The following is a 15163-nucleotide window of genomic DNA, read 5'->3' as shown; positions in this document are numbered from 1 at the left end:
GTCTCCTTCAGGCAATCTCGACTTCGACCAGCATGGGCTCGGTAGACCGCAAAGCCTGTTCGAGCGCGGGGCGCAGCTGGTCGGCGCGCGCCACACGCAGCCCGCGAACGCCCTGGGCCGCGGCCAGGCCGACGAAGTCAAGGTCGGGCAGCTCGGTGCCCGGCACGGGTTCATCGGGCCGGTAGCCGAAGATGCGCGCGAAGTCGTGCAGCGCCGCATAACGGCGGTTGTTCAGGATCACGATGGTCATGGCCAGGCCGAGCTGCGCGGCGCTCCACAGCGCCTGGATCGCGTACATCGCGGAGCCGTCCCCCACCAGCGCGATGACACGCGCGCCCGGCTTGCCCATGGCCACGCCGACCGACGCGGGCAAGCCCCAGCCCAGGCCGCCGCTGCACATGGTGTAAAAAGTTTCCGACTCGAAAATCGGCAGGTGGCCGTGCATGGTCGGCCGCGCACTGGGCGCCTCTTCGACGATGATGCTGTCGCGCGGACGGACATCGGTCAGCGTCTGCAGCACCCAGGCCACCGGCAGGCGCTCGCCCGGCAAAGGCTCGGGCACGCGCGCGGGCCGCACATGCAGCGCAGGTGCCGCCCTGGGCGCGGGCGCGGGGCGGGCCAGCAAGTCCAGCAAGCCCAGCCGTATGCTGCCGACCACCGAGGTCCCCGTCGGCGCCCAGGCGGCGACCTGGGGGTCTTCGGTCAGTTGCACCAGCCGGGCCCCGTCGGGCAGGTGCGCGCCCTTGCTTTCGACGTGGTAGGTGAATGCCGGCGCCCCAAGGGCGAACACCAGGTCGTGGCCGGCCAGCCGTTCAACGATGCGGTCGCGCATGGCCGGCAGGAAGCCGGCCCACAGCGGATGGTCTTCCGGGAAACTGCAGCGCCCCGACATGGGCGCGACATAGACACGCGCGTTGTGGCGCTCGGCCAGCTCGATGGCTTCGCTCCACGCGCCGTCGCGGTCGACCGAGGCGCCGACCACGATGGCCGGCGCGCGGGCCGTGTCCAGCGCATCGCCGATTTTGGCGAGCAGGCCGGGCTCGGGACGCAGGTAGCGGCTGACCTCGCGCGCGTCGACCGGCAGCGTTTTCACCGCCCAGTCGTCCGAGGGGACGGACACCAGCACCGGCCCGCAAGGCGGCGTCATGGCGATGTAATAAGCGCGCGCGATCGCCAGGGGCACATCCTCGGCGCGCGCGGGCTCCACGCTCCACTTCACGTAAGGCTTGGGCAGCTCGGGGGCCTGCGTGGAGCCGAGGAAGGGATCAAAGGGCAGGATGGAGCGCGCCTGCTGGCCGGCCGTGATCACCAGCGGCGTGCGGTTGCGAAAGGCGGTGAAGATGTTGCCCATCGCATGGCCCACGCCCGCGGCCGAGTGCAGGTTCACAAAGGCCGCGTTGCGCGTGGCCTGCGCGTAGCCGTCGGCCATGCCCAGCACCACACATTCCTGCAGGGCCAGGACGTAGTGGAAGTCTTCCGGGAAGTTCATGAACATGGGAAGCTCGGTCGAGCCCGGGTTGCCGAAGACGGAGGTCATGCCGAAGGAGCGCAGCAGCCTGAACACCGCCTCCCTGACCGTTACCAACTCCACCGCTTCGCCCTGGCAGGTCGCGGCCGGCACAACAGCTTGATCCATGAATGTCTCCAACTTGAATGGCACTTGAAAGAAGGCAAGTCTCGCAAGGGCGTCAACATGCGTCAATGCAATGAAACGTATACCGTAAAATTCACCGTATGAATATTGACCAGCTGGACATGAACCTGCTTCGGCTCTTCGAGGCGGTCTACCGGCTGGGCAGCGTCAGCCGCGCGGCGGACGCCATGGGCCTTTCGCAGCCCGCGGCCAGCCAGGGCCTGACGCGGCTGCGGCTCGCGCTCGGCGACGCCCTGTTCGTGCGCACCGGCGGCAGCATGCGTCCCACACTGCGCGCCGAACGCCTGGCCAGCGTGATCCAGCCGGCGATTGCGTCCATCCAGGACGTGCTTCGGGAAGACGACGCCTTCAACCCCTCACGCTCGACCATGACGCTGCGGCTGCACATGAGCGACATCGGTGAAGCCCGGCTGCTGCCCGAGCTGGTGGCCGCGCTGCACCGCGAAGCGCCGGGCATACGCGTGCAGACCGCACCGCTGCCGCACGCCCAGATCGCCGATGCGCTGGAGACCGGTGCCATCCACTTTGCCCTGGGTTTTTTGCCCTCCGTCAGCGGCACGGAGCGCATGGAGTTGCTGAGCGACCGTTATGCCGTGCTGGTGCGCGCCGGGCACCCGCTGCTCGCGGCGAAACACAAAGCAGGCAAGGTGCAGGACCTGCGGCGGCTGGAGTTCGTCGCCGTGCGCTCGCACTCCGAGACCTTCCGCATCCTGCAGGAACTCGGGCTGGACAGCCGGCTGGTGCTGACGTCGGAACATTTTCTGGCCCTGCCCGCCATCATCGAGCGCACCGACCTGGCGGTGGTGATGCCGCGCGCCATCGCGATGCGCTTTACCAACACCGAGCGCTACGCCCTGCTGTCCAACACCCTGCCGCGCAGCACTTTCACCGTGTCGCTGCACTGGAGCCACCGCTTCAACCTCGACCCGGCCCACCAATGGATGCGGCGGCTTTTTGTGGAGCTGTTCAAAAACGAGGCGAAACCCGCGGGCGGGCTCCGCCCATAAAGGCCTCCATTCAGGCCTGCTTAAACCCTTACTCCAGCTTGCCGATCCGCTGCACGACCTTGGCCATGACACCTGCTTCCTGGGCCACAAAGCTGGTGAACTCAGGCGTGTCCTGGTACTGCATATAAGTGCCGGCGGTTTGCAGGGACTGCACGACGCGTGCGTCGGTCGCCGCGAACTTCGCGGCCTCCCGCAGCCGGGCCACCACGGCATCGGGCGTTGAAGCCGGCACAAACAGCCCCGTCCACTGCGAGTAGGTCACGGGAATGCCGAGCTCCTTCAGGCTGGGAACGTCCGCAAGCGTGGGGATGCGTCCATTGCCCCATTGGGCCAGCGCCCTCAGCTTTCCCGCCTGGATGTGGCTGGTAACCGTGGAAGGTCCGGTAGCGAGAAGATCGACCTGGCCGCCCAGCAGCGCCACCACCGCCGGCCCCGCACCGGTGTAGGGGATGTGCAGCACGGAGGTGTTGGTGGCGGCCTTCAGCTGCTCCATCGGTACGTGCATGGTGCCGTAGTTGCCCGAGGAGCCGAAGGAGTAGCCGCCGGGTTTGGCTTTGGCGGCCGCGCTGAACTGCTTGAAGTCTTTCCACGGGCTGTTGGCATTCACCACCAGCACAACCGGGTCGGCGGTGAAGCGCGCGATGGGCTTGAGCTGCGACAGCGTGAACATGGGCGCGCGCTTGAGCACCGCATCGGCTTCAGGCAGCACGACGATGGACGACAGCGCCAGCAGCACGCTGTAGCCGTCGGGCCTGGCCTTGGCGACCTGCGCCATGCCGATGCCGCCGCCCGCGCCGGCCTTGTTTTCGATCACGACGGGCTGCTTGAGGTAGCGCCCCATGGCCTCCGCGACAGGCCGCGCCACAATGTCGGCCGCGCCGCCCGGCGGGAAGGGCACGACCATGGTGATGGGCTTGCCCGGGTAGGCCTCCTGCGCCATCAGCGGCAAGGCGCTGAAGAGCGCCATCGCAGCCATCACCGCCACTGCCGCCGATGCGACGGGCGCCCGGTTCCTGCTTGAGTCGTTCATCTTCTTGTCTCCATCCATTGAATTGATTTGTCTTTGCTTGCCTGATGCGCGCAGCGTGAACACCGCGCAGGCACTCCTCGCGGAGTGCCCCGCCGTCACAGTGTGCGAACGCGGTTGTTCAGCTCGCCCAGGCCGGTCACCGCCACGCGAACCAGGTCGCCATCCTTCAGGAATTTGGGCGGCGTGAAGCCGATGCCGACGCCCACGGGCGTGCCGGTCGCGATGATGTCGCCGGGCAGCAGGGTCATCGCCTTGGACAGTGTCGCGATCAGGGTCGGCACGTCAAAGATCAGATCGGCCAGCACGCCGGTCTGGCGCAACTCGCCGTTGACCCAGGTCTGGACCTTGAGCGATGCGATGGGCGACTCGTCAGCGGTGGATATCCAGGGGCCGAGCGGGCAGAAGGTATCCAATGACTTGCCGAGGAACCACTGCGCATGGTTCTTCTGCAGGTCCCGCGCCGTCACGTCATTGAGCGCGACAAAACCAAACACCTTGCCGAGCGCATCGGCCTTGGAAACATTGCGGCATTCCGCGCCTATCACCACGCCGATTTCGCCTTCATAGTCGACGGAGCTGGTGTGCGCCGGGTCAAAGCGGATATCGTCCCGCGGGCCGGCCAGCGAGGTCGTCGCCTTGGTGAAGATTTGCGGAAAGGCGGGAATGGCCGCCGCGCCGCTGGTCGCGTTGAAGCCGCTCTTGTCGAACTCCGAGGCATGCTCGGTGTAGTTTTTGCCGACGGCGAAGATATTGCGCACGGGCACCGAAACCGGGGCCAGGAAGCTGACGTCCGCAAAACCGGCTTCACCTTCGATGAGTGGCTTCAGTTCCGCAGCGGTCATGCGGCGCTCGATCACAGCTTGCACCGGGTTCAGGTGCTGGGCAAAACTTCCGCCGACAAAAGAGACTTTGCTGCTGGCCTCATCGACCAGCACCATGCGCACCCGGCCCTGGTAAGAAACGCGTCCGATTTTCATAACACTCCAATTGGTTCGACGATAAACCCAATTTGCTCGTCTTGGTTTATTTTAGAACCAATATTAGGAATATTGCAGCCCAATCTCAGCTTAAATTCTCTAATTGGTTTAAATTGGGTTGATTCAAGGCGGGTCACGCCAACCATCTTGCTATGATTTGGCATTCAAGGGAACAAGCAATGGACAACGCGGCGGTACTGAAGGACGCAATCCTGGGCAAGCTCAATTCAGGCGAATGGGCGCCCGGGCACCGGATTGATACGGAGCGGCATCTCAGCGAGTCTTTCAACATCGGCAGGTCCACGGTACGGCGGGTTTTGGCACAGCTGAAAACGGCCGGGCTCATCACCCAGACCGTGGGAAGCGGAACCTATGTCAGCAAGGACTTCCAGCCGCAAGCCATGGCACCGGCGGCCGGTGCCGCCGCGGCGCTGGCGGGCATTTCCAGCAATATCAGTCCCGCCGAATTGATGGAATTCAGGTTTGCGATCGAGCCCAGCATTGTCGAGATGGTGATTCGCAACGCCTCCCAAAGCGACTTCGCGAAGATGGCGCACTGCTGCGACAAGGCGGAGGCGGCCCAAAGCATGGAAGAGTTCGAAGTCTGGGACGGAAGGTTGCACGAAACCATCGCGTTGGCGGCCCACAACTCCCTGGTCACCCATGTTTTCCAGTTGATCAACCGGGCGCGCGACCAGGATGACTGGGGCGCGCTCAAACGCCGCAGCCTGACGCCGGACAGGCGCCTGTCCTACCAGGCGGAACACCGCCAGCTGGTCAATGCACTGGCGGACCGCGACCTGGAGCGCGCCATCAGTTACACCAGGGAGCATTTGCTGCATGTGCGGCGAAACCTGCTGGGATCCTGAGGGATCACCCCGCCGGTATACGCGCACGCCCTGTCAAGGGCTCGTTCAGGCCTGCACGTAGTTCAAGAGAATCTTAGTGAGCGCTTCGGGCGCCAGCCGCGGAACATCGTGCGCGCACTCAAGCCGATGTGTGGCCCATCCAGGGTCCAGCCGCAGGCGCTCGTACAACGCGACGAAGGGGCTGCCCTCCCAGCCGAAGGCCGCGACAAAGGCCTTGCCGGGGACCTGGCGCCAATCGCCGGTCAATTTGATGGCCTGCAGAAAGGTGGCCATGGGATGGGGCCGGCATCGCTTGTCGAGATGGGCGGCCGGTGCGCAGCACAAGCCGTCCGCAGCCGCGCCCGCGATGAAGCGCTCCCGGTAGTTCGGGGTGGTGAGCGACCAGAGCGAGGCACCGTTGTCCGGCACATAGGCATCGACATACACAAGGGCTTTGACGCCCGAGGGGTACCGGTCCGCCGCGCCGGTGATGACCATTCCGCCATACGAATGGCCGACAAGCACGGCAGGCGTATCGTGCGCACCAAGCGCCTGAATCACCTCGCTGATGTGGGTGTCGAGATTGGCGCCATGCGAGGGCTCGTCACCCAGGCCCGCGAGCGTGAGCGCCTGGACCTCGTGGCCGGCGCCTGCCAGCGCACGGCTGACCGCTTCAAAGGCCCAGCTCCCGTGCCAGCCGCCCGGCACCAACACAAATCTTGCCATCCTGTTTGTCCTCTCGCATGAAACAGCGGGGCAGTGCCTCGCTCACACGGCAGCGCGCGCCTTGCTGGGCGGGTGGCCAATCACACGCTTGAATGCCCGGCTGAAGGAGGCCTCTGAGTCAAAACCCAGCCGGTCGGCAGCCGTGGTGACACGCATGCCGTCCTGCGCGATCCAGCTGCGGGCCTGGAACATGCGGATGCGGGCCACGTACCGGGCAGGGCTCTCGCCCACCGACTCCTTGAAAGCCTGGGCAAAGCGTGAGCGCGAAGCGCCCATGATGTTCGCCAGTTCCGGCACGCTCCAGTCCTGCTCAGGCGAGGCGTGGATGGCGGCCAGCACCTTGCCCACGCCGGGCGAGCGCAGTGCCGCGATCCAGCCTGTCGAGTTGCTGCAGGCGCATTCCACCCAGGCGCGGATGATGCTCGCGGCCAGCACGTCGGCCATGCGGGCCAGGATGCCGCAGGCGCCTATGCGGTTGAGCGAGGCCTCACGCTCCATCGCCTCCAGCAGCATGGGCACGCCCGGGTCGCGCTGGGCCAGCTCGCTGGCGCGTATGACCTCGGGCATCATGGCCAGCAAGGGGTGCAGGGGGTCGAGGTTGAAGGTCATGCTGCCGCAGAACATGGCGTGGGACGGTGTCTGCGCCGCGGGCGTTGCGTCGCGCAGCAGGTATATGTCGTCCGCCAGCCGCTGGCGGTCAAAGCTCGCGAGGTCCAGTGGCGGCACCTCGGGTGAGCTGGCCAGGGTGTGGGCCGTTCCGCGCGGCAGCAGCACCGCGTCACCGGCCTTCAATTCCATCCACCCGGATTGCGGTGTTTGCATCCAGCAGCCTCCGCTGACGACGAAATGAAAGCGCGCAGCGGCTTGCGCGTCAAAGGAAATGGCCCAGGGCGCATGCACCAGGCAGCGGCCGTATTCGACGCCTTCCAGGCGCAGGCCCAGCAGCACCTGGGTCAGGGGATCGGGTCCGGCGGCGGGCAAGCCCCCGTATTCATGGGGAGGCTGAACAACGGGCGTGAAAGTTCTGGAGGAATCGTCAAGCATTTCGGCTCTTTCGCCATGGAAAGCTGTCGATGCTAGGCCTAAGCTGGCAACCCTGTCTTCAACAAGGCTTCAAGGCTTCATATCCCATGTCATCCAACTCCTGCTCTGCCTGCCTGGACCCGCTGTCCGCAGGCGCCCCTCCCGCCAACCATCCGCCTGCCGAAGCCGCCACGCGCTGGGCGGCGGTCGCATCCCTCTCCCTGGGCGTGTTCGGCCTGGTCACGGCGGAATTCCTGCCGGCCAGCCTGCTGACCGCCATGGCGGCAGACCTGCACGTCACGGCGGGCGCCGCGGGCCAGGCCGTCACGGCCACGGCGCTGGTCGGCGCGGTGGCCGCGCCCACCATCCCCTTGCTGACGGCGCGCTTTGACCGCAAACGGGTGCTGCTGGCGCTCACCGCCCTGCTGCTCGTGTCCAACCTGCTGGCCGCGACGGCCGGCTCGCTCCCGGTGCTGCTGTTCGCGCGCGTGGTGCTGGGCGTCGCGCTCGGTGGCTTCTGGTCCATGGCGGCGGCGCTGGCCATGCGCCTGGTGCCTGAGCGGCTCTTCCCGCGCGCGATGTCGCTGGTGCTGACCGGCGTCTCCATTGCCACCGTCTGTGCGGCGCCCGTGGGCGCCTGGATGGGCAGCCTCTGGGGATGGCGCAGCGCCTTTGTCGCGGCAGGTGTTGTCGGCTTGCTGGCCTTTGTGGTGCAGCTGGCGGCCTTGCCGGCCCTGCCACCGCGCGACCAGGCCAGCCTGAAGGGCCTGCGCGACCTGCTCACGCGCGGGCCGGTGCGCATTGCGCTGCTGGCGGTGCTGCTGGTCATATCGGGCCACTTCGCGGGCTTTACCTACATACGGCCCGTGCTGGAAGACGTGACCAAGCTGCCCGTGGCGGCGATTTCCGCCGTGCTGCTGGGCTACGGCATAGGCGGCTTCTTCGGCAACTTCGCGGGCGGCTGGCTGGCCGGGCACGGCGAGCGCTACGCCATCGTCGCCGGCAGCGCGATGATCGCCGTGCTGGCGGCGGCGCTGCTGGTGGGCGGCAGCTCCACCGTGGTCACCGCCGTGGCGGTGAGCTTGTGGGGTTTTGCCTTCGGCGCATTTCCGGTGGGCTTTCAGACCTGGATTGTGCGCGCCGCGCCCGACCAGGCGGAAGCAGCGGGCGGCTTGCTGGTGGCCGCCTTCCAGATTGCCATTGCCACGGGCGCCATCGCGGGCGGCCTCATCGTCGACCGGACCGGCGCGCTCGGCGCGCCCGCATTTGCGATGGTGGCCGTGGCCCTGGGCGGCCTGCTGGCCTGGCGTCGCGGCCCCGCTCCCGCCATGGCCAGGGCATGAAGACCATCATGACAAGTCTTGAGCCACAGCCCTCCACAAATCGGCGCATCACCCTGGCCGCGCACCCGCACGGCCTGCCCGCCGCGTCGGACTTCCACCTCGTGACCGGGCCCGTGCCGCGCCCAGGCGAAGGTCAGGTGCTCCTGCGAACGCAATTCCTTTCGCTGGACCCGTACATGCGCAACCTGATGGACAAAACCGGGCCCGGCTACGCGCCACCCGTTGCACTGGGCGGCACCATGCCGGGCGGCACCGTCAGCCGCGTCATCGAATCCAGGCATCCCGCTTATCGCACCGGTGAGCTGGTGCTTGCCAACAGCGGCTGGCAGGACTATGCCGTGAGTGACGGCAACGAGCTGCAGGCCCTGGGCGACATGGCCAGGCCCTCGCTGGCGCTGGGCGCGCTCGGAATGCCTGGCTTTACGGCGCACGTCGGCCTGCTGGACATAGGCCGGCCCAAGGCCGGTGAAACGGTGGTGGTCGCAGCGGCGACCGGCGCGGTGGGCGCGATGGTCGGCCAGATCGCCAAACTCAAGGGCGCGCGCGTCGTGGGCATTGCCGGCGGTGCTGACAAGTGCCGGCAGGCCGTAGCCGAGCTGGGCTTTGATGCCTGCATCGACAGGCATGACCCCTTGTTTGCGGCGCAGCTTGCCGCCGCATGCCCGGCGGGCATAGACGTGTATTTTGAGAACGTCGGCGGCGAGGTATTGCTGGCGGTCCTTCCGCTGCTCAACGTAGGCGCCCGCATGCCCGTGTGCGGCTTTGTCGCGCACTACAACGACACGGCCGGCTCATCCGGCCCCAATCACATGCCGCAGTTCCTGGCCGCCATCCTGCAAAAACGGGTGCACGTTCAGGGCTTCATCATTCTTGACCACTATGGCCCGCGCTTTGATGTGTTCCGCCGTGACATGGAGCAATGGGTCAACAACGGGCAGATCCAGGCGCGGGAAAGCGTTGTAGACGGCCTGGAGAACGCGCCCACCGCTTTGTCGGACCTGCTGCGGGGCCGGCACGCCGGCAAGGTGGTCGTGCGCCTGGAGGCGTAGCGGCGCATAGCGCCGCACCGAAAGGTCGTCGGCGCGGATCTCGGGTGCGCGGCCGCTCAAACTTTCCCGGTCGCGCTGAAGCCCTTGCTTGTTTTGGCGGTAAATTGCTGTTGTCCAGACCTCTGTCCCAAGAGCCAGCGCCAAAAACATGACCCGCCCCATTTCACTCGCCGCCTTGACCGTGCTGGAGCTGACGCCACCCGAGATGGTGAGCTGCGCCTTTGATGCCGGCTTCAGCCATGTCGGCATTCGCCTGCTGCCCGCAACGCCCACCGAGCCGCAATACGACATCGTGGGAGACACGGCTATGCTGCGCGAAGTCGAGGCTCGCCTGGCGGACACCGGCGTCAAGGTGCTCGATGTGGAGATCTTTCGTCTCAAGCCCGACACCCGGATCGGCGACTACGAAGCCGCGATGGCCACCGCCGCCCGGCTGGGCGCAAGCGAGTTGCTCGTGGCCGGCAACGATTCCGATGAGGCCCGGCTGACCGACACCTTCGCCGCATTCTGCGACCTCGCCGGGCGCTATGGGCTGGCCCCCTCCCTGGAGTTCATGCCCTGGACCGACGCGAAAGACCTGGCCCAGGCCGCGCGCATTGTCGAGCACGCCGGCCGCGGCAACGCGGGTGTGCTGATCGATGCTTTCCACCTGAGCCGCTCGCGCAGCCGCATCACGGACATCGCCAACATCCCGCCCTCGCGTTTGCGCTTCATGCAGCTGTGTGACGTGCCCGCGGCCATTCCGCCGACGATGGACGCCATCCTCGCCGAGGCCCGCGGCGAGCGCCTGTTTCCCGGTGATGGCGAGGTGGACCTGCCCGGCCTTCTGCGCGCGGCGCCGCGCGACATCCCGCTCAGCCTCGAAGTGCCGGCGCATACGCTGGCGCTCACTGTCGGCGCCACGGAACGTGCGCGGCGGGCGCTTGCCGCCACGCGGCGTGTGCTGGCCCGGCTTGAGGCGTGAGGAAGGAGAGCGCCCCCTCGCCGTGCCGCCCGCGCGGCTTCACAGGCGGGCTTTGTAGGCGGCGGGGGTCTCGCCAAAGGTGCGGCGGAAAAGCGTGATGAAGGCGCTCGCGGTGGAATAGCCCAGGTCCAGGGCCACTGTCGTCACGGCGGCGCCCGCCGCCAGCATTTCAAGCGACCGCATCAAGAGGGCGCGCTGCCGCCATTCCGTGAAGTTGAAGCCCGTCTCGGCAACAAAGCGCCTGGTCAAGGTGCGCGTACTCACGGCCGCGAAATCAGCCCAGTGCGCCATGTCGCGATCATCCGCCGGATCCGCGATCAGGGCGCGAGCGACACGCTGCAGGCGCGGGTCTTTCGGCAAAGGCAGGCCGAGCGGCTCAACAGGCAGTGTCCGGATTTCGTCCAGGATGACGCCGGCAAGGTGCGCCTGCGCGCCGCTCAGGGGTTCACTGGCATTGACAGGCCAGCGTGCGGCGCGAAGCACGGCTTCACGCAGCAGCCCGGACAAGCGGATGGTGCAAGGCTGTGGCGGCAAGTCGCCGCAGGCGGACTCCGCAACATACACGCTCCAGCCGTGAAAAGGCCCATGCGTGCGTCCGGAATGCATTTGGCGAGGCGGCAGCCACACGGCGTGGATCGCCGGCACCAGCCAGACCCCTTCCTGCACACCCACGGACAACAAACCACGCATGGAACCGAAAAGCTGGCCGCGCGCATGCTGGTGCGGCTGCGCAGCCAGCTCATCCTCATGGCGGCCTTCCGCGGCAAAAAGCACCGGGCCGCCTGCCAGGTTGATGTAGTCGTCCAGGTGGCTCATGGGGTCGTGCATGGCGGATTTGAGATATTGAATGGCCGATACAGTTTACGGGAGCCATTCAATCGTGCTTAGGCTTGGGGTCTTCTACTTCTTTTACTTCTTCTACTTTTAAGAAGGCCATCTCATGAAGACACAAAACGCCGGATCGCCCACCCAAGACGCGACCCCAGCGAAGCCCCGGCAAGCGCAAGCGGACGCCCAAGTGCCGCAAGCTGATCTCGACGCGCTCTATGCGCCGCCGTCCGAAAGAATCCAGCGTGCCGTGCTGGACCACCTGGTCGACTTTCACAAGGCATACCTGCGCAAAGCCACATTCTTCTGCCTGGCGACGGGGAGCGAGCATGGATTGGACGCCTCGCCGCGCGGCGGACCGCCCGGCTTTGTTCACGTACTCGACGACAACACGGTCGCATTTGCCGACTGGCCGGGCAACAACCGGATCGAATCATTGCGAAACCTGCAGCGCGACCGGCGGCTTGCAATGGTCTTTCTGTTCCCGGGGCTGGAGATCTTTCTTCGCATCAACGGCCGGGGACGCGTCTCTACCGATCATGACTTGTTGTCCGATCTTCGCGAAGGGATGCGCACACCCAAAGCAGCAACCGTCGTGCAGATCGACGAGGTGCTGTTCCACTGCGGCAAGGCCGTCAATCGTGCCCAGCTCTGGGAGCACAGCTCAAGGCTGGATCGCGACACCTTGCCCACAGTGGGCGACATGCTCGCGGCCATCAGCCGGCTCCACGATGCCTCCAGCGATCTCGATGACGCGCAGGTTCAGCAAATCAACGAACACTACGATCAATCAGTGCGCAATGACCTGTACTGAAGGTCGACTGCCATTCGACTGTCGCGCTATTTGCAAGATTGGGGGAGGATTTGTGTGGCCGCATCACTTCGCTGCGCGAAGTGAGCGTCCACCAAACCCCGCAGTGCGCTTGTTCTGGGCAATAGTCGTAAACAAGTTCACAAGCAGTTAGTCGAATTGGACTGCCCCCCAAGGGCCGGCCCATGGCCGCGATTCCGGCTGCGCATAACGCTGCACCGAAAGGTCGTCGGCGCGGATCTCGGGTGCGCGGCCGCTCATGATATCGGCCAGCAGGCGCGCGGAGCCGCAGGCCATGGTCCATCCCAGCGTGCCGTGGCCGGTGTTGAGGTAGAGATTGGGCAGCGGCGTGCGGCCCACCAGCGGTGTGCCGTCCGGGGTCATGGGCCGCAGGCCGGTCCAGAAGCTTGCCGCACCAGCGTCACCGGCGCCGGGGAACAGGTCGTTCAGGCACAGTTCCAGCGTTTCGCGGCGCCGCGGGTTCAGGCGCAGGTCAAAGCCGCGCAGTTCCGCCATGCCGCCCACGCGGATGCGGCGGTCAAAGCGTGTGATGGCGATCTTGTAGCTCTCGTCCAGCACGGTCGACACCGGCGCGCGGCCCGCGTCGGCGATGGGCACGGTGATCGAATAGCCCTTGACCGGATAGACGGGGATCTTCAAGGCCTCGCCCAGCATGGCCGTGGAATACGAGCCCAGCGCCATCACATAGGCATCGGCCTTCAGCAGGCGGCCGCCCTGCAGCACGCCGGCCACCTGGCCGGCACAGACTTCGACACGGTCTATGGCTTCGCCGAAAGAAAAGCGCACGCCCATGGATTGGGCCAGGTGGCCGATACCGGTGGTAAACAGGTGGCAGTCGCCCGTCTCGTCACCGGGCAGGCGCAGGCCGCCCACCAGCGGCCCGGTGGCGATGGCCGGCTCCGCGCGCACCAGTTCGTCAGGCCCCAGCAGTTCGTAGGGCACGCCTGCGGCACGCAGCACGGCCACGTCCTTGCCGACGGCATCGAGCTGCGCCAGGGTGCGGAACACCTGCAGCGTGCCGCCCTCGCGGCCTTCATAACGCAGGCCGGTGTCTTCACGAAGTTGCGCCAGGCAGTCGCGGCTGTATTCGGCCAGCCGCACCATGCGTTCCTTGTTCACCGCGTAGCGCCGCGGGCTGCAGTTGCGCAGCATCTGCCACATCCAGCGCAGCTGGTCCATGCTGCCGTCCAGGCCTATGGCCAGCGGCGCATGCTTCTGGAACATCCAGCGCAGCGCCTTGAGCGGCACGCCGGGCGCGGCCCAGGGTGCCGCGTAACCCGGCGACACCTGGCCGGCATTGGCAAAGCTTGTTTCCCGCGCGAGCCCGGGCTGGCGGTCGACCACCGTGACCTCATGGCCCGCGCGCGCGAGGTAGTAGGCCGTGGTGGTGCCGATCACGCCGGCGCCAAGCACCAGGACTTTCATGCCAATCCGCCTTGGCAAAGGTATTTGGTGTGCAGGTAATCGTCCAGGCCCCAGTGCGAGCCTTCGCGGCCGTAGCCGGATTCCTTCACGCCGCCGAAGGGCGCGGCTTGCGCGGCGATGGCGCCTTCGTTGATGCCGACCATGCCGGTCTCCAGCGCCGAGGCCACGCGCCAGATGCGCTTGACGTCGTTCGAATAGAAGTAACCGGCCAGGCCGTAAGGCGTGTCGTTGGCCAGTGCGACAACTTCCTCTTCGGTCGCGAAGGGGAAGATGGCGGCCACGGGGCCGAAGGTTTCCTCGCAGGACAGGGCCATCTCTTTGGTGGCACCGGTCAGCACCGTGGGCGCGTAGTAGTTGGGCCCGGTGGCGACGTCGTTGCGCACGCGGCAACCGCCCACCACCGCCTTGGCGCCCTTGGCCACCGCGTCGTTCACATGGCGCTCTATCTTCTCCAGCGCACGGGCATTGATCATGGGGCCGATCTCGGCCTGCGGCCAGGTCGCGGGACCGACCTTCAGCGCGCCCACGCGGGCCGCCAGCTTGTCGACAAAACGGTCGTGTACCGCCTGGTGGACGTACACGCGGTTGGGGCTGACGCAGGTCTGGCCGCCGTTGCGGAATTTCGAGGCCATCAGGCCTTCGACGGCCGCGTTGATGTCGGCATCTTCGAACACGATGAAGGGCGCGTTGCCGCCAAGCTCCAGCGACAGCTTTTTGAGCGTGGTGGCGGACTCGCGCGCCAGCAGCTTGCCCACCGGCGTGCTGCCGGTGAAGCTGATCTTGCGAACGCGGCCGTCGGCCAGCCATTCGCCGACCACTTCCGGCGTGCGATCGCGCGAGGCGGGCACGATGTTGAGCACGCCGGGCGGCACGCCCGCTTCCTCGGCCAGCTTCACCAGCGCCAGGGAAGTGAGCGGCGTGTCTTCGGCGGGCTTGGCGACCACGGTGCAGCCGGCGGCGAGCGCGGGCGCAATCTTGCGCGCGATCATCGCGGCCGGGAAATTCCAAGGCGTGACCACGGCCACGACGCCAACGGCTTCCCGCAGCACGATGTAGCGCTTGGAGGTGACGGGCGCGGCGATGACTTCACCGTGGGCACGCACACCCTCTTCCGCGAACCATTCGACATAGCCCGCGGCATAGGCAATCTCGCCGCGCGATTCGGCCAGCGGCTTGCCCTGCTCGCGAGAGATCAGCGCGGCCAGCGGCTCCACGTCGCGCTCTATCAGCGCCTGCCATTTTTTGAGGATCAGGCAACGCTCGCGCGGCGGGCGCGCCTTCCAGGCGTGCAGCGCCTGGGCCGCGGCGTCGGCGGCCAGGCGTGCGTCGGCGGCGCCGCCGTCGGCGACGGTGGCGATCAGGCTGTCGTCGGCCGGGTTGCGCACCTCGAATTGGCGAGCGTCCTGGGCCGCCTGCCAGCGGCCTCCAATGAAGTTCAGTGTTTCCATGTCGGTTCA

The 15163-nt window shown here is 66.6% G+C and carries 14 protein-coding genes; 6 read left to right on the top strand and 8 right to left on the bottom strand.

Annotated features, from left to right (window positions below):
* Positions 1-7: 7 nt before the first annotated feature.
* Positions 8-1636, bottom strand: a complete 1629-nt coding sequence (gene mdlC, locus AC1D09_RS21130; protein ID WP_477662770.1) for a benzoylformate decarboxylase — start codon at positions 1634-1636, stop codon at positions 8-10.
* A gap of 98 nt (positions 1637-1734) precedes the next feature.
* Here mdlC and AC1D09_RS21125 point away from each other — a divergent pair, with 98 nt between their 5' ends.
* Positions 1735-2661: a LysR family transcriptional regulator gene (locus tag AC1D09_RS21125; protein ID WP_413327929.1), complete on the top strand. Its 927-nt coding sequence runs from the start codon at positions 1735-1737 to the stop codon at positions 2659-2661.
* Between the two features lie 28 nt (positions 2662-2689).
* Here the strand turns inward: AC1D09_RS21125 and AC1D09_RS21120 are convergent, their stop codons facing one another.
* A complete protein-coding gene (locus AC1D09_RS21120; RefSeq protein WP_477662771.1) occupies positions 2690-3691 on the bottom strand; it encodes a tripartite tricarboxylate transporter substrate binding protein in 1002 nt (333 codons plus the stop codon).
* Between the two features lie 95 nt (positions 3692-3786).
* Positions 3787-4668: a fumarylacetoacetate hydrolase family protein gene (locus AC1D09_RS21115; RefSeq protein ID WP_477662772.1), complete on the bottom strand. Its 882-nt coding sequence runs from the start codon at positions 4666-4668 to the stop codon at positions 3787-3789.
* 179 nt (positions 4669-4847) lie between these two features.
* On the opposite strand from AC1D09_RS21115, the gene AC1D09_RS21110 reads away from it, so the two are divergent.
* Entirely contained in the window at positions 4848-5537 is a 690-nt protein-coding gene (locus AC1D09_RS21110; protein ID WP_477662773.1) for a FadR/GntR family transcriptional regulator, read from the top strand.
* Positions 5538-5582: 45 nt separating this feature from the next.
* Here the strand turns inward: AC1D09_RS21110 and AC1D09_RS21105 are convergent, their stop codons facing one another.
* Both AC1D09_RS21105 and AC1D09_RS21100 read right to left on the bottom strand, forming a co-directional pair.
* Positions 5583-6242 carry an alpha/beta fold hydrolase gene (locus AC1D09_RS21105; RefSeq protein ID WP_477662774.1) on the bottom strand — a complete coding sequence of 220 codons (660 nt, stop codon included), beginning with the start codon at positions 6240-6242 and terminating at the stop codon, positions 5583-5585.
* 42 nt (positions 6243-6284) lie between these two features.
* Positions 6285-7286 (bottom strand): AraC family transcriptional regulator, encoded by a 1002-nt coding sequence (locus AC1D09_RS21100; RefSeq protein ID WP_477662775.1) that lies wholly within the window; start codon positions 7284-7286, stop codon positions 6285-6287.
* An 86-nt stretch (positions 7287-7372) separates the two neighbouring features.
* Here AC1D09_RS21100 and AC1D09_RS21095 point away from each other — a divergent pair, with 86 nt between their 5' ends.
* From AC1D09_RS21095 to AC1D09_RS21085, 3 genes are all read left to right on the top strand, one after another.
* On the top strand, positions 7373-8608 hold the full coding sequence (locus AC1D09_RS21095) for an MFS transporter (RefSeq protein ID WP_477662776.1): 1236 nt from the start codon (positions 7373-7375) through the stop codon (positions 8606-8608).
* Positions 8609-8616: 8 nt separating this feature from the next.
* A complete protein-coding gene (locus AC1D09_RS21090) occupies positions 8617-9657 on the top strand; it encodes an NADP-dependent oxidoreductase (RefSeq protein WP_477662777.1) in 1041 nt (346 codons plus the stop codon).
* 148 nt (positions 9658-9805) lie between these two features.
* On the top strand, positions 9806-10621 hold the full coding sequence (locus AC1D09_RS21085; protein WP_477662778.1) for a sugar phosphate isomerase/epimerase family protein: 816 nt from the start codon (positions 9806-9808) through the stop codon (positions 10619-10621).
* Between the two features lie 39 nt (positions 10622-10660).
* Here the strand turns inward: AC1D09_RS21085 and AC1D09_RS21080 are convergent, their stop codons facing one another.
* Positions 10661-11449, bottom strand: a complete 789-nt coding sequence (locus AC1D09_RS21080) for an AraC family transcriptional regulator (RefSeq protein WP_477662779.1) — start codon at positions 11447-11449, stop codon at positions 10661-10663.
* Between the two features lie 112 nt (positions 11450-11561).
* On the opposite strand from AC1D09_RS21080, the gene AC1D09_RS21075 reads away from it, so the two are divergent.
* On the top strand, positions 11562-12263 hold the full coding sequence (locus tag AC1D09_RS21075; protein ID WP_477662780.1) for an MSMEG_1061 family FMN-dependent PPOX-type flavoprotein: 702 nt from the start codon (positions 11562-11564) through the stop codon (positions 12261-12263).
* A 147-nt stretch (positions 12264-12410) separates the two neighbouring features.
* On the opposite strand, the gene AC1D09_RS21070 is transcribed toward AC1D09_RS21075, so the two are convergent.
* Positions 12411-13706 carry a D-amino acid dehydrogenase gene (locus AC1D09_RS21070; protein WP_477662781.1) on the bottom strand — a complete coding sequence of 432 codons (1296 nt, stop codon included), beginning with the start codon at positions 13704-13706 and terminating at the stop codon, positions 12411-12413.
* On the bottom strand, positions 13703-15154 hold the full coding sequence (locus AC1D09_RS21065) for an NAD-dependent succinate-semialdehyde dehydrogenase (protein WP_477662782.1): 1452 nt from the start codon (positions 15152-15154) through the stop codon (positions 13703-13705). Before AC1D09_RS21065 ends, AC1D09_RS21070 begins: the two co-directional genes overlap by 4 nt.
* Between the last annotated feature and the right edge of the window lie 9 nt (positions 15155-15163).

The sequence above is a fragment of the Polaromonas sp. P1_A2 genome, assembly GCF_056406895.1.
Note: the sequence above shows the minus strand (reverse complement) of the source record. Positions and strands in the feature narration are given on the sequence as shown.